Source organism: Actinomadura luteofluorescens (assembly GCF_013409365.1).
Taxonomy (GTDB): Bacteria; Actinomycetota; Actinomycetes; order Streptosporangiales; family Streptosporangiaceae; genus Spirillospora; species Spirillospora luteofluorescens.
The window spans coordinates 8682074-8699941 of the sequence record NZ_JACCBA010000001.1 but is presented as its reverse complement, the minus strand read 5'-3'; the positions used below and the strand labels follow the sequence as shown (position 1 = coordinate 8699941).

Annotated in this window: 20 protein-coding genes; 14 read left to right on the top strand and 6 right to left on the bottom strand. The window is 74.0% G+C overall.

Annotated features, from left to right (window positions below; genetic code table 11):
• Positions 1-27: 27 nt before the first annotated feature.
• Both BJY14_RS40110 and BJY14_RS40105 read right to left on the bottom strand, forming a co-directional pair.
• A complete protein-coding gene (locus BJY14_RS40110) occupies positions 28-645 on the bottom strand; it encodes a DUF4291 domain-containing protein (protein ID WP_218905808.1) in 618 nt (205 codons plus the stop codon).
• Positions 646-680: 35 nt separating this feature from the next.
• Complete coding sequence (locus tag BJY14_RS40105; protein ID WP_179848362.1) at positions 681-1385, bottom strand: TetR/AcrR family transcriptional regulator; 705 nt, start codon at positions 1383-1385, stop codon at positions 681-683.
• A gap of 87 nt (positions 1386-1472) precedes the next feature.
• Between BJY14_RS40105 and BJY14_RS40100 the strand changes: the two genes are divergently transcribed.
• Positions 1473-2369, top strand: a complete 897-nt coding sequence (locus BJY14_RS40100; RefSeq protein ID WP_179848361.1) for a TIGR03620 family F420-dependent LLM class oxidoreductase — start codon at positions 1473-1475, stop codon at positions 2367-2369.
• 33 nt (positions 2370-2402) lie between these two features.
• On the opposite strand, the gene BJY14_RS40095 is transcribed toward BJY14_RS40100, so the two are convergent.
• Entirely contained in the window at positions 2403-3059 is a 657-nt protein-coding gene (locus BJY14_RS40095; RefSeq protein ID WP_179848360.1) for a response regulator, read from the bottom strand.
• 8 nt (positions 3060-3067) lie between these two features.
• The gene (locus BJY14_RS40090; protein WP_312879669.1) at positions 3068-4204 is read right to left on the bottom strand and encodes a sensor histidine kinase; all 1137 of its coding nucleotides are present in this window, start codon (positions 4202-4204) and stop codon (positions 3068-3070) included.
• Between the two features lie 159 nt (positions 4205-4363).
• On the opposite strand from BJY14_RS40090, the gene BJY14_RS40085 reads away from it, so the two are divergent.
• From BJY14_RS40085 to BJY14_RS40075, 3 genes are read left to right on the top strand one after another with little or no spacing between them, the layout of a single operon-like run.
• Positions 4364-5269 carry an ATP-binding cassette domain-containing protein gene (locus BJY14_RS40085; protein WP_179848359.1) on the top strand — a complete coding sequence of 302 codons (906 nt, stop codon included), beginning with the start codon at positions 4364-4366 and terminating at the stop codon, positions 5267-5269.
• Entirely contained in the window at positions 5266-6042 is a 777-nt protein-coding gene (locus tag BJY14_RS40080; RefSeq protein ID WP_179848358.1) for an ABC transporter permease, read from the top strand. The genes BJY14_RS40085 and BJY14_RS40080 overlap by 4 nt, the downstream gene beginning before the upstream one ends.
• Positions 6039-6821, top strand: coding sequence for an ABC transporter permease (locus BJY14_RS40075; RefSeq protein WP_179848357.1), 783 nt, complete (start codon positions 6039-6041; stop codon positions 6819-6821). Before BJY14_RS40080 ends, BJY14_RS40075 begins: the two co-directional genes overlap by 4 nt.
• A 76-nt stretch (positions 6822-6897) precedes the next feature.
• On the opposite strand, the gene BJY14_RS40070 is transcribed toward BJY14_RS40075, so the two are convergent.
• A complete protein-coding gene (locus BJY14_RS40070; protein WP_179848356.1) occupies positions 6898-7206 on the bottom strand; it encodes a hypothetical protein in 309 nt (102 codons plus the stop codon).
• A gap of 577 nt (positions 7207-7783) precedes the next feature.
• On the opposite strand from BJY14_RS40070, the gene BJY14_RS40065 reads away from it, so the two are divergent.
• Complete coding sequence (locus tag BJY14_RS40065) at positions 7784-8650, top strand: Sco1979 family transcriptional regulator (protein WP_179849931.1); 867 nt, start codon at positions 7784-7786, stop codon at positions 8648-8650.
• 10 nt (positions 8651-8660) lie between these two features.
• Here BJY14_RS40065 and paaI read toward each other — a convergent pair whose 3' ends face one another.
• On the bottom strand, positions 8661-9101 hold the full coding sequence (paaI, locus tag BJY14_RS40060) for a hydroxyphenylacetyl-CoA thioesterase PaaI (protein ID WP_312879668.1): 441 nt from the start codon (positions 9099-9101) through the stop codon (positions 8661-8663).
• A gap of 91 nt (positions 9102-9192) precedes the next feature.
• Here paaI and BJY14_RS40055 point away from each other — a divergent pair, with 91 nt between their 5' ends.
• The 9 genes from BJY14_RS40055 (at position 9193) to BJY14_RS40015 (ending at position 17781) form a co-directional block, all read left to right on the top strand.
• Positions 9193-9594 (top strand): nitroreductase family deazaflavin-dependent oxidoreductase, encoded by a 402-nt coding sequence (locus BJY14_RS40055; RefSeq protein WP_179848355.1) that lies wholly within the window; start codon positions 9193-9195, stop codon positions 9592-9594.
• Positions 9595-9699: 105 nt separating this feature from the next.
• A complete protein-coding gene (locus tag BJY14_RS40050) occupies positions 9700-10851 on the top strand; it encodes a phosphotransferase enzyme family protein (RefSeq protein WP_312879666.1) in 1152 nt (383 codons plus the stop codon).
• A gap of 150 nt (positions 10852-11001) precedes the next feature.
• On the top strand, positions 11002-11868 hold the full coding sequence (locus BJY14_RS40045) for an NAD(P)-dependent oxidoreductase (protein ID WP_179848354.1): 867 nt from the start codon (positions 11002-11004) through the stop codon (positions 11866-11868).
• Positions 11869-11939: 71 nt separating this feature from the next.
• Positions 11940-12329 carry a VOC family protein gene (locus BJY14_RS40040; RefSeq protein WP_179848353.1) on the top strand — a complete coding sequence of 130 codons (390 nt, stop codon included), beginning with the start codon at positions 11940-11942 and terminating at the stop codon, positions 12327-12329.
• A gap of 10 nt (positions 12330-12339) precedes the next feature.
• A complete protein-coding gene (locus tag BJY14_RS40035) occupies positions 12340-12945 on the top strand; it encodes a class I SAM-dependent methyltransferase (RefSeq protein ID WP_179848352.1) in 606 nt (201 codons plus the stop codon).
• Between the two features lie 67 nt (positions 12946-13012).
• Entirely contained in the window at positions 13013-13852 is an 840-nt protein-coding gene (locus BJY14_RS40030) for a hypothetical protein (RefSeq protein WP_179848351.1), read from the top strand.
• Complete coding sequence (locus BJY14_RS40025; RefSeq protein WP_179848350.1) at positions 13849-14943, top strand: hypothetical protein; 1095 nt, start codon at positions 13849-13851, stop codon at positions 14941-14943. The genes BJY14_RS40030 and BJY14_RS40025 overlap by 4 nt, the downstream gene beginning before the upstream one ends.
• 7 nt (positions 14944-14950) lie before the next feature.
• Positions 14951-16423: a hypothetical protein gene (locus tag BJY14_RS40020; protein ID WP_179848349.1), complete on the top strand. Its 1473-nt coding sequence runs from the start codon at positions 14951-14953 to the stop codon at positions 16421-16423.
• Between the two features lie 29 nt (positions 16424-16452).
• On the top strand, positions 16453-17781 hold the full coding sequence (locus tag BJY14_RS40015; RefSeq protein WP_376770064.1) for an AAA family ATPase: 1329 nt from the start codon (positions 16453-16455) through the stop codon (positions 17779-17781).
• Positions 17782-17868 lie beyond the last annotated feature (87 nt).

Below are 17868 nucleotides of genomic sequence, written 5' to 3'. Positions count from 1 at the left end.
CGCGGCCCTTGCTCGGCGCAGGCCCGCCTATGCGCGATCTGGAGTCACCGGCTGCTCGGAAGCTCCGAGGCGGGTGACCAGGGCGGTGGTCAGGGGGTAGGGGCGTTCGCTGGGGAGCAGGGCTCTGACTTGAGGTGTCCGGCCGGCCTTGCGGAGTCCCTGGATCTTGCGGACCAGCGGGGTGAGATCTTCGATGCCGAGGATCCAGTCGTCGACGTAGCGGTCGACGATGTGGCGGCTGAGGCCTATCTGGATGCTGCGCGCTTCGAGTTTCCGGCCGTGGAGGGAGCGTTCGGGGTCCCATTGGACGTGCACGACCGCCTTCGCGAAGCGGCGGCGCCAATCTTCGGTGCTCCGGAAGACGCGGCGGTCGGGGTCGGTCGGGACGGCCAGACCCAGCGCTTCTTCCCAGCCGGCCCGGCTGATGCGGACGGCGAGAATCGTCTCCTGACCGGGTTTGCGCGCCCAGTCGCTGCGGGCCATGAGCCACAGGAATGACGGTTTGATCCAGGTCATGCGGCTCCGGGAGAACGGCGGGACGAAGGTGCCGCTCTTCGCGGCCGGGACGCCGATCTCGGGTGCGTAGGCCTGGTAGACGGTGATCGAGTCTCGGTCGTAGCAGGCGCGGATCTCACGTGTGCGCATGATCTGGCCAGCGTGGCGCGGGGACGCGACGTGACTCAAGCGGTTTTCCGGCGGCGATGGGCCTTCTGGCGGCAGGCGGGGCCGCAGAAGCGGGCGGGGCGTCCCGTCGGCGCGGCGGCGAGCGGCTTCCCGCATACCGCGCACCCTCTTTCGTTACGCTCCCGGGGCCCTGTTTCGTCGTCTTTCGTTACGAGACGGAGGGCGTCGCACGCCAGAGCCGTCATGCGTCCGGGGCCGCCCTCGGGGCGGCGCCGGCGTTCCATCACCATGGCCCCGACCATGAGGGAGCGGACGTCCTGGACGTCCACGTCCGGACGGACCGCGCCAACCGCCTGCGCCCGCCGCAGCAACTCACCGAGAGCCAAGGTGAACCGCTCGTCCGTGCCGCGGGCATCGAGTGTTCCCAGGTCCGCGGCCAGGGCGTCGCACAGGGCGTGGTTGAACATCGCGCGCTCCACGACCCACATGAGGTAGCCGTAGAAGGCCTCCCCCGGCTCCTCCGCGTGGACGAGGGCCTCCGCCTCGTCCACGATCCGCTCGATGCGTTCCGTGACGACCGCCTGGAACAGGGCCTCCTTGGTCGGGAAGTGCCGGTACACGGTCCCGGCCCCGACACCAGCCCGGCGGGCGATGTCGTCGAGCGGGACGAGGCGGCCGTCGGCGGCGAAGGCCTCGAACGCCGCCTCGAGGATGCGTTCGCGGTTCCGGCGCGCGTCGGCTCGCTGGGGCCGTCCGCTCACCCGGCACCTCCTTCATCGATTGACAAGCGGGGCGGGCGTTCCGGTAACGTCCTAAGCGGGTTGCTCGTTCCGATTATAGGAGGACCGATGACGGCGGTGGACGAGGCGCGGGCGGGGCTCGGCAGGATCGGTGTCGGGCTCGTGACGCCCATCGCGCCGGCCGGCGAATGGCGGCGTGCGGCGCAGCGCGTGGAGCGGGCGGGCTACGGGGCGATCTGGGTGAACGAGGCCGTCGGCGGCCGGGAGGTGTTCACACAGTTGAGCGTGATGCTCGCCGCCACGGAGCGGATCGTTCTCGGCTCGGCCATCGCGAACCTGTGGGCGCGGCACCCCGCCGCCATGCAGGGCGCCGCGTCGGTCCTGGCCGACGCCTACCCCGGACGGCTCGCGCTCGGCGTGGGCGTCAGCATGGGGGCGATCGTGGAGCGGAGCGGGCAGAAGTGGACGAGCCCGCTGAACCGGATGCGCGAGTACCTCGACGGCATGGACGCGGCCGTCGACGCGGCACCGGTGCCCGAAAAGCCCTTCCCGCGGCTGCTGGCGGCCCTCGGCCCGAAGATGCAGGAGCTGGCTCGGGACCGCGCGGACGGAGCGCTTCCCGCCGCGATGCCTGTCGAGCACACCAGGCAGGCCCGGGAAAGGCTCGGCGACGAGAAGCTGCTCGTCGTCCTGCAGACAGCCATCCTTGAGACCGATCCGGTGAAGGCGCGCGGTCTCGCTAGAGGGACCCAGATGCTGGAGCTTCCGGGATCCCCCTACGTCCGCTCGCTCAAGGCGCTCGGATACGAGGACGAGGCGATCTCCGGCGGCGGCTCCGACGAGGTCATCGACGCCTGCTTCAACTGGGGCGACGAGGCCGCGATCGCCGAACGGATCCAGGGGCACCTCGACGCGGGAGCCGACCATGTCTGCGTCACGGTGTTCACCCCCGACCTGGCCTCGGCGGCCGACCAGTTCGAACGTCTGGCCCCGGTCCTGCTCTGACCGTCGCACCGAGCCGCGCAGACCAGAACTGGGTCAGCGGGGGCGGACGAGGCCGGTCTCGTAGGCGGTGATGACCAGCTGGGCCCGGTCGCGGGCGTGGAGCTTGGCGAGCAGGTGGCCGATGTGGGTCTTCACGGTGGCGGGGCTCAGGTGGAGGTGCTCGGCGAGTTCGGTGTTGGACAGGCCGCGGGCGATGAGGGTGAGGACCTCGCGCTCGCGGTCGGTGAGGGCGTCCAGGCCGGCCGGCGGGGGCTGCGCGGGGCCTGGGCGGCGGACGAACTCGGCGATCAGCCGCCGGGTCACCGAGGGGGCCAGCAGCGACTCGCCCGACGCCACGACGCGGATCGCCGACAGCAGGTCGGCCGGAGGGGTGTCCTTCAGCAGGAAGCCGCTCGCCCCTGCCCGCAGCGCCGAGTAGACGTAGGTGTCCAGATCGAAGGTGGTGAGGATCAGGACGCGGATGTCCGGCAGGTCGGTGCAGATGCGCTGGGTGGCCTCGATGCCGTCCATCTCGGGCATGCGGACGTCCATGAGCACGACGTCCGGGCGTTCCCGGGCGGCCAGCTCGACTGCCTCGGCCCCGGTGCCGGCCTCGCCGACGGTGCGCAGGCCGGGCGCGGTGTCGATCAGGACGCGGAAGCTGCCGCGCAGCAGGGCCTGGTCGTCGGCGACGAGGACGCTCAGATCCAACGGGGTTCCTAGGAGTCGTACGGGAAGGCGGCGGACACGGCGAAGCCGCCTTCGGGACGCGGGCCGGCGGTGAAGTCGCCGCCGTACATCATGACGCGTTCGCGCATGCCGATGAGACCGTGCCCGCCGCCGCCCGGCAGGACGCGGGTCCCGGGCCCGTCGTCGGCGACGTCGATCTGCATCCGCAGCCCGTCGGCTCTGACGCGGACGCGGCAGCGCGCGGGAGCCGCGTGCTTCACGACGTTGGTGACCGCTTCCTGGACGATGCGGTAGGCGGAGAGCGCGACGCCCTCGGGGAGCTCCCCCGCGTCGACGTCCAGGTCGACGTGGACGCCGGCCATGGCGGCGCGCTCGGCGAGGCCGGTCAGGTCGGCGAGGCCCGGGGACGGGGTGAGGTCGGCGTCGGCGGCGCCGGTGCGCAGGACGCCGAGGAGGTGGCGCATCTCGGCGAGCGTGCCGCGGCTGGTGGTCTCGATGACCCGGAGCGCGTCGAGGGCCTCCTCGGGGCGGGCCTCGGCGACGTGGACGGCGACGCCGGCCTTGACGGCGATGAGGCTCATGCTGTGCGCGACGACGTCGTGGAGCTCGCGGGCGATGCGGAGCCGCTCGCCGGAGACGGCCTGGTCGGCGAGGCGGCGGGCGTCGTGCGCGGCGTGGGCGCGGCGTTCGCGGACGACGCGGCCGAGCGTCCAGGACGCGCCGAGGACGGAGGCGCCGAGCAGGAGCCGTCCGAGGATCTCGGCCTGCGCTCCGACGGGGCCGACGACGGCGCCGGCGAAGATGAACACGGCGCTGACGACGCCGATGAGCAGGGTGGGGACCCAGCGGCGGCGGCGCCGGGTGAGCGCGACCTGGTAGAGGGCGAACCCCGCGGAGGCGTAGGTGTCCCAGGGAAGGTCGAGGAGCAGCGCGGCGGTCGAGGCGGACAGGACGGCGGCGAAGACCGGGACGGGCCACAGGCGCCGGACCGCGAGGGGCAGGGCCGCGGCGGCGCCGAGCGGGACGGCGAGGAGCGGCGAGGCGCCGGTGCCCGCCGGCAGCGCCAGCAGGACGAGGGCGTAGAGGAGCGCGGCCCCGGCGTCGAGGCCGATGAGGCCGCGCCGGCTGAGCCGCGGAAGCGGGGAGCGCAGCTCGGATTCGTCCACGTCAGGAAAGGTAGCGGCACGGCCGGCGCCCGCGCCTCATGCCGGCGGCCGTCATACCGGGGGCGGAGGCGGCGGGACGGGCTCGGAGCACGGTCGCACGCGCGGTCCCCGCCCCCGTTCCGATGTGCTGAGGGGCGGTGGCGTACGACGCTCGACGGCATGATCGAGGTACGCGAGCTGACCAAGCGCTACGGCGGCACGACCGCGGTGGACCGCCTGTCCTTCACGGTGAGGCCGGGGACGGTGACGGGGTTCCTCGGCCCGAACGGGGCCGGCAAGTCGACGACGATGCGGATCGTGCTGGGCCTGGACCGGCCCGCGTCCGGTGAGGCGCTGGTCAACGGCGGGCGGTACACGGCGCTGAGGCGGCCGATGCGCGAGGTGGGAGCGCTGCTGGACGCGGGCGCGGTGCAGGGCGGGCGCCGGGCGTTCGACCATCTCGGCTGGCTGGCGCGCAGCAACGGGATCGGGACGCGGCGGGTGGCGGAGGTCCTGGAGCAGGTGGGGCTTGCCGGGGTCGCGCGCAAGCGGGTCGCCGGGTTCTCGCTGGGGATGCGGCAGCGGCTCGGGATCGCCGCGGCACTGCTGGGCGATCCGGGGGTGCTGATGTTCGACGAGCCGGTGAACGGCCTCGACCCCGACGGCGTCCGCTGGATCCGCGAGCTGATGCGGGCGCTGGCCGCCGAGGGCCGGACGGTCCTGATCTCCAGCCATCTGATGAGCGAGATGGAGCTGACGGCCGACCGGCTGGTCATCATCGGGCGCGGGCGGCTGATCGCGGACACGTCGGTGCGGGAGCTGGCGGACCGGTTCCGGCGCGGGGTGCTGGTCCGCTCGCCCCGTCCGGCGGAGCTGACCGCCGTGCTCGCCGCGGCGGGCGGCCTGGTCGAGCCCGCGCCGGGCGGGGCCCTCACGGTCACCGGGCTGGACGTCGCCGCCATCGGCGACACGGCCGCGGCGCACGGGATCCCGCTGCACGGGGTGACGCAGCACAGCGCCTCTCTGGAGGAGGCCTACATGGAGCTGACCGCGGAGAGCACCGAGTTCGGGGCGGTGGCGCCGTGATCGACGCGCTCTCCGCGGAGTGGTACAAGCTCCGGACCGTCCGCTCGACCTTCGCCGTCCTCGGAACGGTCGCGGCGTTCATGCTTCTCTGCGTCCTGTGGTCCTGGTACGTGACTCGCTACTGGGACGGTCTGCCGGCCGCGCGGAAGGCGAAGGCGACGGCGGCTCCGGCGGAGCAGCCCCTGGCCGTGGCGCTGCCGGTGTGCGCGGTGGTGCTGGGGGCGCTGACGATCACGTCGGAGTACTCGCACGGGATGGTCCGGACGACGCTGGCCGTGCTGCCGAACCGCCTGGCCCTGTACGCGGCGAAGGGCGGGGTGGCGGCGGCCGCCATGCTCGCCGCGTCGCTGGCGGCGCTCGCCGCGGGAACCGCCGCCGGGAACGCGATCGTGGGCGATCGTCCCGTGGCCACGTTCCAGGGACCGGTGGCGGACGTCGCGGTCCACCTGCTGTGGCTCGGCCTGACCACCGCGGCGATCACGCTCATCGCCTTCGCGCTGGGCGCCGTCCTCCGCTCCACGGCCGCGACGATCACGGCGGGCACGGTCGTGCTGTTCGTGGCGCCCGGCCTCGCCCGGCTGCTGCCGCCGCCGTGGGACGAGCGGATCTCGTCGGCGCTGCCCGGCAACCTGTCCAACCAGATCGCGGCCGCGCCGGGCTCGCCGACCGACCACGGTGTGCTGGCGCCGTCCGCCGCGTTCGCACTGCTGGTGACGTACGTGGTCGTCGCGCTCGCGGCCGGCGCCTTCTCGTTCACTCGGAGGGACGCGTGATCGTCCATGCGGTCGCCGCCGAGTGGCGCAAGCTGCGCTCGATCCGCTCGACCTACTGGGTGCTGGCCGTGGCGGCGGCCTTCACCGGGTTCACGGTGCTGCTCGCGATCCAGATGGCGCACGTCTGGGACGGCCTCTCCGCCGACCGGCGCGACGAGTTCCTGCTGCGACCGTTGCAGGAGCTCAGCACGTGGGTGGCGTCGCTGTGCCTCGCGGTGCTCGGCGCGCTGTCCGTCACGTCCGAGTACCGCACGGGGATGATCCGCGCGACCCTCACCGTGCTCCCGAGGCGGCACGTGCTGGTGCCGGCCAAGGCGGTGGTGGTCGGGACGGTCGCCCTGGTCGCCGGGGAGGCGGCGACGGTCGGCTCGTTCCTCGGGACCCGGCTCGTCATCGGCGACCGCCCGTTCCCGGACCAGCGCGCCTCCGTCGTCCACGACCTGTCCGGCTTCCTCGTCGAGGGGACGGCGGTGCCGGTGTTCGCGCTGCTCGGCCTGGCGCTCGGGGTGCTGCTGCGTTCCACGGCGGGGACGCTCGTGTCGCTGGTGTTCGTGTGGCACGTACTGCCGCTGCTCGTCTTCCACCTGCCGCGGCCGTGGAGCGAGCGTGCCGGCTCGGTCCTGCCCGGCGGCCTGCCCGCCCAGATCGCGGGGCTCGGCGCGGACAACTCCATCTACGGCGACCTGCTGTCCCCCGGCGCGGCGACGGCCGTGCTGCTCGCGTACGCGCTCGTGCCGCTCGGTCTCGCGGCCCTCGTCGTCTCCCGGCGCGACGCGTGAGGCCCTGAAGCCATCGACGGCGGCGTCCCCGTGCGGGGCGCCGCCGCTCGTTTCCGCAGGCTCGTCGTCGGGCGGCTCAGCCGGCCTGCAGGGAGCTCGCCCGGATCGCCAGGCGTTCGCGGAGCATGTCGACGGCCTCGTCGATGCGGGGCGCGGCGGCCTGCGCGCGCACGCGGCGGCCGTCGAACTCGACGACGGCCTGGGCCAGGGCGGGGCGCGGCAGCGACCGGTCGGCCACCACGCTCAGCGTGACCTGGACGGACGTGACGCCGCGGGCGCCGGCCAGCGCGTCGCGGACGGCCCGCTCGGCCGCCGCGCGCTCGTGCGCCGAGACGTCGCCCGAGGTCAGGAATCGGATCTCCGGTCGTTCACGGGTCGCGTTCATGTGCTCTCCCAGATGCGAGGGGCGTGTTCGCCTGACGGAGCGGCGGTCACCGCCACCACCACTCTGAAGGGAGAACGCCGCGGGCGCCCGAGATCGCGCCCGCGCGGGACGAGAGCTTCATCACTCGGCCGGCCGAGCGCGCGGTGCGTACCGCGGGGAATGTTCGCCAAATAAGTGGTCAGGGACATTCACGGGGGCGGCTACCGCCCGCGAAATGGCCTGTCAGGATTGGCCGCCCGCATTGCCGGAGAGCACTCCCAAATTCGTGCGCCATCCAAGGGCCGGGGAAATGACCATCGGGCCGACTCCGGCGCGACGACACCGCGACGTTCCGCATCCGCACCGCCACCGACCGCACTGTTCACGCCGCTAAGCAGCGGCTTCGCGCAGGTCAAGAGACGTTCGGAGGCGCCGGGTCCGCAAGGCGGTATTGCTACTACCCAAAAACGCCCGCGCATCCTCTAACATAGGGCGGTGCCGTTCCGCCCACGAGCAGACCCGTCGACTGGCTGGTGACCCCTTGCCCCAGGATTCAGCTGCCCCAACACCTCCGTCCGAAGGTGATCCGGCCGGACGGCTGATCGATTATCCGCGCCGCGGTGGGCCCACCGTCCTGCGCATTCTCCTCGGGGCGCAACTGCGGCGGCTGCGCGAGTCGCGCGGAATCTCCACCGAGCAGGCGGGCTACGAGATCCGCGGCTCGCATTCCAAGATCAGCCGGATGGAGCTGGGCAGGGTCGGCTTCAAGGAGCGGGACGTCGCCGATCTGCTCACCCTGTACGGCGTCGCCGACCCCGCGGAGCGCGCCCCGCTGCTGGCGCTCGCCAAGGAGGCCAACACCCCCGGCTGGTGGCACCGGTACGGCGACATCCTCCCGAGTTGGTTCGAGGTGTACCTGGGCCTAGAAGAGGCCGCCTCCCTGCTGCGCACCTACGAGTTGCAGTTCGTGCCCGGTCTGCTGCAGACCGAAGACTACGCACGCGCCGTCATCCGGCTCGGGTACTCCGACGCCAGCGATGAGGAGGTCGAGCGCCGCGTCCAGATCCGCACCACCCGGCAGGAGCGGTTCACCTCCCCCGAGGCACCGACGCTGTGGGCCGTGCTGGACGAGGCGGTCGTTCGCCGTCCGCTCGGCGGCCGCGATGTGATGCGCGACCAGATCCGGCATCTGATCGAGGTGTCGGAGCTGCCCAACGTGACGCTGCAGATCGTCCCGTTCGGTGCGGGAGGGCACGCCGCCGCAGGAGGCCCGTTCACCATCCTGCGCTTCGCCGAGCCCGGCCTGTCCGACGTCGTCTACCTGGAGCAGCTCACCAGCGCGCTCTACCTCGACAAGCCGACCGACGTCGACACCTACATGCGCGCGATGAACAACCTGTGCATCACCGCCGAGCGTCCCGACGAGACCTCGCGCTACCTCACCCGGGTCCTGAACGAGCTGTGACCCGTGCGCCTCAGGGCGCGCCGCCGTCCAGGACGCGCTGGTCCCGGCTACGGCTTCCGCCGCGGAACTCCGCGATGACCTCGCCGCCGGGGACGCGGCGCACCGTGACGTCGTAGACGCCGTTCCGCCCGTACCGGGTGCGTTCGACGGCTGTCGCCTCCAGAACGTCCCCGCCGCGCGCGCTCGCGACGAACACCACGTCGGCGGACGCCGCGACCGTCACGGAGTCGTAGGTGTTGCACGCGTAGGCGAACGCCGAGTCGGCGAGCAGGAACAGGTAGCCGCCGTGGGCGATCCCGTGGCCGTTCACCATGGTCTCGGCCACCGTCATCCGCAGCCGCGCCCGCCCCGGCGCGATCTCGGTGATCCGCATGCCGAGGTCCTGCGCCACCTTGTCCTGCGCGTACATCGTCTCGGCGCACCGCCGTGCCACCTCCGCCGCATCATCCACCACGCCAGGGTAGTGAACCGGGGAAGGGCTGCCCTGGGTCGTGGGTTACAGGGGTGCGCCCTTATGGCCATGGCGAAATGAGGAGAAAACCATGCTGTACGGCAAGGAACACGTCGACCGGTACCGGGCGACCGACGGTGCGGAGGGGCACGACTGGCAGGGCACCGTCACCCTCCTGCTCACCACGACGGGACGGCGCAGCGGCAAGGAGCGCACGACACCGCTCATCTACCAGACGGAAGGCGACGCCTACCTCGTCGTGGCCTCCAAGGGCGGAGCGGACGAGCCGCCGCTCTGGTACCTCAACCTGCAGGAGAACCCCGAGGTGAAGGTGCAGGTGAAGGGCGACAAGTTCACCGCGCGGGCCCGCACGGCGACGTCCGACGAGAAGCCTCCGCTCTGGCGGAAGATGGCCGCCACCTGGCCGGCCTACGACGAGTACCAGGAGAAGACGGACCGCGACATCCCCGTCGTCGTCCTCGAACGCGTCTGAGGCGCCGGACCGCGCGGTCCGCTTTCGCGTCGCGGCTGGGACGTGTAGCGTCGGCGTAGAACACCCATTCGACCGCCGTCCGTCCGAAGCAGCCGAGGTGCCGAGGTGCCGACGTCCCAGAGTGCTGACGCCAGAGACAGGGCCGACACCGGACACCGGGCCGGCACCCCGGATCCGGCTGACGGCGGCGGGCAGGCGAAGGCGGACGGCGGGCCCGGCGCCGAGCCGCTACCGCCGCGGCTGCTGAAGCGCTGGGAGATCGGCGCACCGGACGCGGCGACCCCGCTGGCCACCGGGCCGGGCCACCGGAGCTGGCGGGTCGACACGGCGGGCGGAGCGTTCTTCCTCAGGGAGCACGCCGGTGCCGACCGGCGCCGCGTGCTGTTCCAGCACGGCGTCACGGCCGCGCTCGACGCGGCGGGTCTCCCGGTGCTCGCGCCCGTGCCGGCGCGCGGCGGCCGCACCCTGGTCACCGCCGCCGGCCGCGGATACGTCCTGTACCCGTGGGTGGGCGGCCGCGGCCGCGGCGGTCTGGAGCTGACGTTCGCCCAGTGCGAGGCCCTCGGCGAGCTGCTCGGACGGCTGCACTCGGCGCTCGACGAGCTCACGCCGCCCGTCCAGCAGAGCATGCTCGTGCCCGCGCCGCGCGCCGCCGACGCGGCCGCCGCCGTCGAGACGATGCTGCGCGACGTCCCGGACGGCGGGGGCGGCACCGACTTCGACGCGCTGACCGCGCGCCGCCTGCGGGAGCGCCGCGACCTGCTCACCGAGTTCGCGGGGCACCAGCCGCCCGACATCGAGGTGAGCACGGTCGGGCACCTGCACGGCTCCTTCCACGCCGGGCACCTGCGCTACGGCGGGTCCGGCAACGTCACGGCCGTCCTCGGCTGGGACGGCCTGACCACGGGCCCGGTCGCCGGGGAGGTCGTGCGCTCGGCGGCACGTCTGTTCGCCTGCGAGGACGAGCGCGGCCTCGACCTCGACCGCGTCGAGGCGTTCGTACGCGGGCACCGCTCCGCGTTCCCGCTGGACGCCGGGCAGATCCAGTCGGCCGTGCACCGCGAATGGTGGGAGCGGCTCTGCGACGTCGGGCCGCTGAGGCACCGCTACCTGGGCGAGGACGGCGCGGGCGAGCGCGGCGCCGCCACGCTCGTGAGCTGGTGGTCGGCGCATCTCGACCGCACCCTCGACGCCTTCGCCGTGCCCTACACCGCCGTGTACGGCGACGCGCCCGGCGACAGCCCCGCCTACGGCTGACCGGCCCGGCGGGCCGCCGCCGATCGGAGGGCGCGGCGACGCATCCCCGCCTCCGGGCGGGTAGGGACCTCTGCGGATGCGCATCAGCCAGCGATGTGCGAATGTTGTCCCCGCACAATTCTGTATCGAGCAGTCCAAAAGGAGGGGCAGATGACTCAGGTCGCAGTGCTCGGCACCGGGATCATGGGCGCGGCGATGGCCCGCAACCTGCTGCGGAACGGCCACGGGGTCGCCGCCTGGAACCGCACGGCCGCCCGCGCTGAGCCGCTCGCCGCCGACGGAGCCGCCGTCGCGACCTCACCCGCCGAGGCCGTCCGGGGCGCCGACGTCGTCATCACCATGCTGAACGACGCCGAGACGGCCCTGGCGGTGATGGACGACGCCGCGTCCGCGCTGCGCGACGGGCAGGTCTGGGCGCAGATGGGCACGGTCGGCGTCGCGGACGTGCCCGCGCTCGCCCGGTTCGCCGCCGGCCACGGGCTGACGTTCGTCGACTCCCCCGTCCAGGGCACCAAGCAGCCCGCCGAGCAGGGCAAGCTGATCATTCTCGCCGCCGGGCCGCAGGACGCGCGCAAGGCCCTGGAGCCGGTCTTCGGCGCGGTCGGCGGCAGGACGGTGTGGCTGGACGAGGACGGCGCGAGCGGCGCGGGCACCCGCCTCAAGCTGGCCGCCGTGAGCTACGCCATCTCGCTGACCTCGGTCGTCGCCGAGTCGGTCGCGCTGGCGAAGGGCCTCGGGCTCGACCCGTCCCTGCTCGGCGAGGTCCTCACCGGCGGCCCGCTCGACAGCCCCTACCTGCAGACCAAGATGAAGGCGATGCTCGACGGCGACTTCGAGCCGAGCTTCGCCGTCCGCAACGCGGAGAAGAACACCAGGCTCATCCACGACTCCGCCGAGGCCGCGGGCGTCCGCGTCGACGTGAACGACGCGGCGGGCGAGCGGTTCCGGCGGGCCATCGAGCAGGGGCACGGCGACGAGGACATGGCCGCCACCTACCGCGCCAGCTTCGCGGACTGACCCCGGCCGACCAGGCCGGCACCGGGCGCGGCGGTGCGCGCGGCGGAGGGGCACCGGGTCAGGATGGTGGCATGGACGTACTGAGCAGCCGCATCCTGCTTCGCTCCGGCGATCCGGCGCGCACCCAGCGCTTCTACCGCGACGTGCTGGGCCTCGCCGTGTACCGGGAGTTCGGCCCGGCCGGCTCTCCCGGCGTGGTGTTCTTCCTCGGCCCGGGCTTGCTGGAGGTGTCGGGGCACGGCGCCGGCGAGACCGGGTCGTCGCCGATGCTCTGGCTCCAGGTCCGCGACGTCCGGGCCGAGCACGAGCGGCTCGCGGCCGCCGGCGCCCTCGTCACGCGGGAGCCGCGGGAGGAGGCGTGGGGACTGGTCGAGATGTGGATCGAGGACCCCGACGGCGTCAAGATCGTTATTGTGGAGGTCCCGGAGGGGCACCCCCTCCGCCTCGACCCGCGCACCTGACCCGGCGGTGATGATGACCGGCGACTACTGGAACCACAACACGCACTACCACGGCGTCGTGCTGCGCAGCGTGCCGCGCGGGTGCGGGGAGGCGCTGGACGTCGGCTGCGGTGACGGCCTGCTGGTGCGCCGCCTCGCGCCCCGGGCGGCGCACGTCACCGGGCTCGACCGGTCGCCGGAGATGGTCGCCGAGGCGGCGCGGGCGAGCGAGGGCTTCGGCAACGTCGACTTCGTCGAAGCGGGCCTTCTCGAATACGACCTGCCGGAGGACTTCTACGACTTCGTCTGCAGTGTCGCCGCGATCCACCACATGGACTTCGTCAAGAGCCTGACGGCGATGCGCGGCGCCCTCAGGCCGGGCGGCACCCTGATCGTCATCGGGCTGGCGAACAACAAGGGGCCGCGCGACCGGGCGTACTCGGCGGCCGGCCTGCCGGCGCACTACTTCCACCGGCTCCGCAACCGGCGGCGGGCGGGCAGCCCGGACGCCCCGGTCATGGACCCCGACATGACGTGGGGCGAGGTCCGGGACGAGGCGCTGCGGCTGCTGCCCGGGGCCGTGTTCCGCCGGCACCTGCTGTGGCGCTACTCCCTCGTGTGGCGAAAGCCGCGCTGAGCCCCCCCGGACACCACAAAACTGGAAAACACTGGAAGTGTCGGGAAGTACCTGTACTGTCTGCCGCATGTCCCGGTCCCCCGGCGTCCCGACCCCCGACGAGCTGGAGACGCGCATCGCCGAGCTGCGCGCCGCCGTGCGCCGGGCCATGGCCGCCGGCGACCGGGCGCGGGCCCGCGAGCTGCGCGCCGAGCTGCGCAGGGCCGAGACCGCGTGGGACGACGCCGTCCTCGGCGACGGCACCGCGCCCGGCGCCCGCCGCGGCGAGGACGACGGCCCCCGCGGCCTGCTGCCCGTCCGGGAGCAGGTCCACCAGGCGCTCACCCTGCTCGGGGCGCCCGCCGCGCCGAAGCTGATCGGGTCGGTGTACGCGGCGTTCTTCCCCGGCGAGATCCCGGGCAGCCGCCTGACGAGCCTGCGCCGCGACGAGGAGCGCTCCTTCCGCACCGCGCCGTACGCGCGCCCGTACTACCTGTGCGCCGCGCTGACCGCCGACCTGCTGGCGCCCGCGCGCGGGCTCCTCACCGTGAGCACGTGGCCGCTGGAGCAGCGCGTCGTCGGGCCGCTCAGCCCGCGCACCGACTTCCTCACCAGCGCGCTGCGCCTGGCCGAGCACGCGGGGCGCGGGACGCCGTCGCCGGACGTGCAGCGGCTGCTGTGGCGTTTCGCGTCCAACATTCCCGGTGCGGTCACCGGTACGGTCGGTACAGTCGATCCGGCCGTGCTCGCGGAGGCCGCCCGGGCCGAGCTGGACGTGCACCGCGCCCCGGACCGGCGGCGGCGCGAGTCGGCCGCGGCACGCGCCCGGAAGAGGCTCGACGACGCCGAACAACTGTTCGGCACCCGGCTGCGGGCCCTGCGGGATCCCGGCCGGCGCCCCGCCATCAACGGAGAGACGGACCGATGACCGACACCGCGCCGGACCTGGACCGGCTGCGCGGCGACGCGCCCCCGCGCAACCACGACGCCCGCACGATCGCCGCGCTCACGTCCAATCCGGGCTGCGCCCGCCGCGGCGTGATGGACGCGGCGGGCGTCGACAAGGACGCGGTGGCGAAGGCCCTGGGGTTCCCCGCGCCGTTCGGCCAGTCCCAGTTCGCGATCACGCGCGGGAACGCGTTCGAGGCGCAGGTGAAGGCGGACGGGTGCGCGGAGCTGCTGACGCTGCTGCGCGAGCGGCTCGGCCTCGCCGTCCCCGAGGTCGCCTACGACGACCTGGAGGTGGTCGCGGGCAACGAGGGCCGGGAGCTGCGGCACTCGCGCACGCGGCGGCTGGTCGCCCGCGCGCTGGAGACCGGCGAGGGGACGCTGTTCGACCACCCGCTGCTGCGGCTGGAGATCGGCGGGCGGCCCGCCTACCTGGAGCCGGACGTGATCGCGTTCCAGCTCGAGGGGCGGATGCACGTCATCGAGATCAAGTCGTTCGCGGTCGTGGACGGGCAGGCCGAGCCGGAGCAGGTCGCGGCGGCGGCGCGCCAGTCGGCCGTGTACGTGCTGGCGCTGCGCCGCCTGGCGGCCGAGCTCGGGCACGACCCGGCGCGCGTGTCGCACGAGGTGTTCCTCGTCTGCCCGGAGAACTTCTCGAACCGCCCCACCGCGACGCCGCTGGACGTGCGGCCGCAGCTCGCCGTCCTGGAGCGGCAGCTCGCGCGGCTCACCCGCGTCGACGACATCCTCGCCGAACTGCCGGACGACCTGACGTTCCAGCCCGGGGAGGCGCTCGCGGAGTCCGTGCGGGCCGTCGAGGCGCGGTACGCGCCCGAGTGCATGGCAGGCTGCGAGATGGCGCTGTTCTGCCGGGAGGAGGCGCGGGCGTGCGGCGCGACGGGCGCGCTCGGCCGGTCGGTCCGCGACGACCTCGGCGGCATCGACACGATCGGGGCCGCGCTCGCGCTGGCGGACGGGTCGCTGCATCCCGCCGACGACCTGGCCGAGACGGCCGAGCAGCTGCGCGCCGCGGCCCGGCTGCGCGACGAGGCACTGCACGGGGCCGCGTGATCCGCCCATGAGCGCACTGTCCTCGCTTGCGCGGTTGCAGGCGGCGGACGCCGGGATCGCGCAGCCGCTCGCGACCGTGCGGCACTGCCACGTCTCCGGCGCCCCGCTCGTGCTCGTCCCGCTGAAGCTCGCCGGGGAGGCGGCGGCGCCGCTGGCCGTGATGCTCGGCAGCGCGCCCGACGACGCCACGATGCTCGTGGTCCCGCAGCCGCGCAACCGCGACCTGCGGTTCGCCTTCGCGGCCACCTTCGCCAAGCTCGTCCTGAACCACATCGAGACGAGCCGGGGCCCGGTGGAGGAGCTGCCGCCGGGCAAGGACGGCGATGAGCGGATCCGGTACGGGGACGCGCCGCAGCTGCTCGTGCCGAACCGGGGCGGCGTCGCGTTCCTGCGGATGGTGGGCCGGTCGACGCGCTTCCGCAGCACCGAGGGCCCGTACGCGGTGGACCCGGCGGTGCCGGTGCTCGGCCGGTGGCTGACGTGGTTCGCCGACCGCCACGACCATCCGGGGTCGTCCCTGCTGGGGGCGGTGACGGAGCTGCTGCGGCTGCACTGGGCGACCGGGCAGAGCTCGCTGGAGGACGGCAACCTCGCCGCGCTGACGGGCTGGATCGACCCGCCGGACGGCCTCGACGGCCCGGCCGCGGCGGCGCGCGCCGAGGACCCCGTCGTCTGCCCACCCGCGGGCCCGACGACCGACCCGACGTTCGACAACGAGGTCCTCGCCCCCGCGATCGCCGCCTACGACCGGTCGGGCGGGGCCTCCGCCGCCGAAGAGCGGCTGCGCGCCGCGATCGCGAGCCAGCTCACCCCGACCTGGGAGCTGATGTGGCGGGCCGTCGGCCTGCTGCGCGCGCTGCCGGAGGGGGCGAGCGTCCCGCGCCGCTGGGAGCGCGACCGGGACGCCTTCACCTATTACCACCAGACGTTCGGCGAGGCGTATCCTCAGGCGCGCCGCGACCCGCCCGTCCGCGCGGCGCGGCGGCTGCACGACCTCGAACGCGCGCAGGACGCCTACGACGCGCAGCGGGCGTTCGACGACCCCCTGGTGATGGCCGAGCACCGGCTGGCCGGCCAGGCGTTCGGCGGGACGGTCACCGAGTGCGACCCCACCCGGCTGGACGAGACGGGCAAGCGGCCGAAGCTGCGCCCGCTGCTGCGGGTCGGCACGCGGGACCCGGTGCGGCTCGACGTCGGCACGACCGTGTGCAGTGCCGCCAGACCGGCGCTCAAGGGGAGGATCGTGGAGTTGGACGACGGCGGGGTGCTGGTGGAGCTGACCGGCGGTATGGGCCGCAAGCTCACCCCGGAGGCGGGCGCCGTCCCCGCGGTCGGCGACCGGGTGTGCTTCACCTCGCTGACGGAGGGCTCGTTCGGCGCGGCGAGGTTCCCCGACCGGGAGGACACGCCGTGGACGCACGGCGGGCCGCCCGCCGAGTACGTGCCGGCCGACGAGGACGCCGAAGAGGAATGGTCGTGACCGGCCCCGCGGGCCGCCATCTGGCGCCGGTGGCGGCGCGGGACCCGGAGCCGTCCCTCGGTCCGGGCGACGCCGCGGCGCGGGTCGTCGACGGCGTGCTGGCCGACCTCGGCGGCGGGCACCGCGGCGTGGTGGTCGACTCCCCGCCGGGCGCGGGCAAGTCGACGCTGGTGGTCCGCGCGGCCGCGCACCTCGCCGAGGCCGGCGAGCGGCTGATGATCGTGGCGCAGACCAACGAGCAGGTCGACGACCTCATCGACCGGATCGCCGCCAAGCATCCCGGCATCACGCTCGGGCGGCTGTCGGCGTCGGGCTACGTGCCGTCCGAGCGGGTCATGGCGCACCCGTCGGTGCGGGTCACGCAGAAGGCCGACGACCTCGCCGAGCACACCGTCGTCATCGCGACGGGCGCGAAGTGGGCGACGCTGTCGGACGGGTCGTGGCCGTGGGCGATCGTGGACGAGGCCTACCAGATGCGCTCGGACCTGCTGCTGCGCATCGCCGGGAGGTTCGAGCGGGCGCTGTTCGTCGGCGACCCCGGCCAGCTCGACCCGTTCTCCACCGTCGAGGTCGAACGCTGGGCGGGCCTGACCTGGGACCCGATGCGCAGTGCCGTGTCGGTCCTGCTCGCCCACAACCCCGACCTTCCCGTCCACCGGCTGCCGGTGTCCTGGCGGCTGCCCGCGTCGGCGGCGCCGGTGGTGTCGGAGGCGTTCTACCCGTTCACCGGTTTCCGCGCGGGGACGGGGCCGGGCGACCGGAGGCTGGAGTTCGCCGCGCGGGGCATGGGCACCACCTACGACCACGCGCTCGAAGAGGCGGCGGACACCGGCTGGGCCCTCTACGAGCTGCCCGCCCGGCACACGCTGCGCACCGACGCCGAGGCCGTCCGCGCGACGGCGGCGCTCGCCGTCCGGCTGCTGCAACGCGGGCCCGTCGCCCACTCCGAGCTGGGCTCCGCCCCGGTGGACGCCGCGCGCGTCGCGATCGGCGCGGCCCACCGCGACCAGGTCACCGCGATCCGCGCCGCGCTCGGGCCGCACGGCGCGGGCATCACCGTCGACACCGCCAACCGGCTCCAGGGCCGCGAGTACGACGTGACGGTCGTGCTGCACCCGCTGTCGGGGCGCCGCGACGCGACCGCGTTCCACCTGGAGTCGGGGCGGCTGTGCGTGCTGGCGTCGCGGCACCGCCACGCGTGCGTCGTGGTGGCGCGGGCGGGCATCCCCGAACTGCTGGACGCGCATCCGTCCGCCGAGCCGGTGCACCTCGGCGTGCCGGTCAAGTTCCCGGACGGGTGGGAGGCGAACCAGTCGGTGCTTGCCCACCTGGCCCGGCACCGCGTCGCCGGCGCTTAGCCGTGTTTCGAAGTCCCGGCCCACGTAGCTCGCCTGGCGGCTGTGTTTCAAAGTCCCGGCCCACTTCGCTCGCCTGGCGGCTCGCTA

Excerpts from the sequence above, each read along its gene's own strand:
- BJY14_RS40040 (WP_179848353.1), top strand. The coding sequence starts at position 11,940 with ATGGACGTACTGAGCAGCCGCATCCTGCTTCGCTCCGGCGATCCGGCG.
- BJY14_RS40070 (WP_179848356.1), bottom strand. The coding sequence starts at position 7,206 with ATGAACGCGACCCGTGAACGACCGGAGATCCGATTCCTGACCTCGGGC.
- BJY14_RS40030 (WP_179848351.1), top strand. The coding sequence starts at position 13,013 with ATGTCCCGGTCCCCCGGCGTCCCGACCCCCGACGAGCTGGAGACGCGC.
- BJY14_RS40025 (WP_179848350.1), top strand. The coding sequence starts at position 13,849 with ATGACCGACACCGCGCCGGACCTGGACCGGCTGCGCGGCGACGCGCCC.
- BJY14_RS40110 (WP_218905808.1), bottom strand. The coding sequence starts at position 645 with ATGCGCACACGTGAGATCCGCGCCTGCTACGACCGAGACTCGATCACC.
- BJY14_RS40035 (WP_179848352.1), top strand. The coding sequence starts at position 12,340 with ATGATGACCGGCGACTACTGGAACCACAACACGCACTACCACGGCGTC.
- BJY14_RS40055 (WP_179848355.1), top strand. The coding sequence starts at position 9,193 with ATGCTGTACGGCAAGGAACACGTCGACCGGTACCGGGCGACCGACGGT.
- BJY14_RS40045 (WP_179848354.1), top strand. The coding sequence starts at position 11,002 with ATGACTCAGGTCGCAGTGCTCGGCACCGGGATCATGGGCGCGGCGATG.
- BJY14_RS40020 (WP_179848349.1), top strand. The coding sequence starts at position 14,951 with ATGAGCGCACTGTCCTCGCTTGCGCGGTTGCAGGCGGCGGACGCCGGG.
- BJY14_RS40100 (WP_179848361.1), top strand. The coding sequence starts at position 1,473 with ATGACGGCGGTGGACGAGGCGCGGGCGGGGCTCGGCAGGATCGGTGTC.
- BJY14_RS40085 (WP_179848359.1), top strand. The coding sequence starts at position 4,364 with ATGATCGAGGTACGCGAGCTGACCAAGCGCTACGGCGGCACGACCGCG.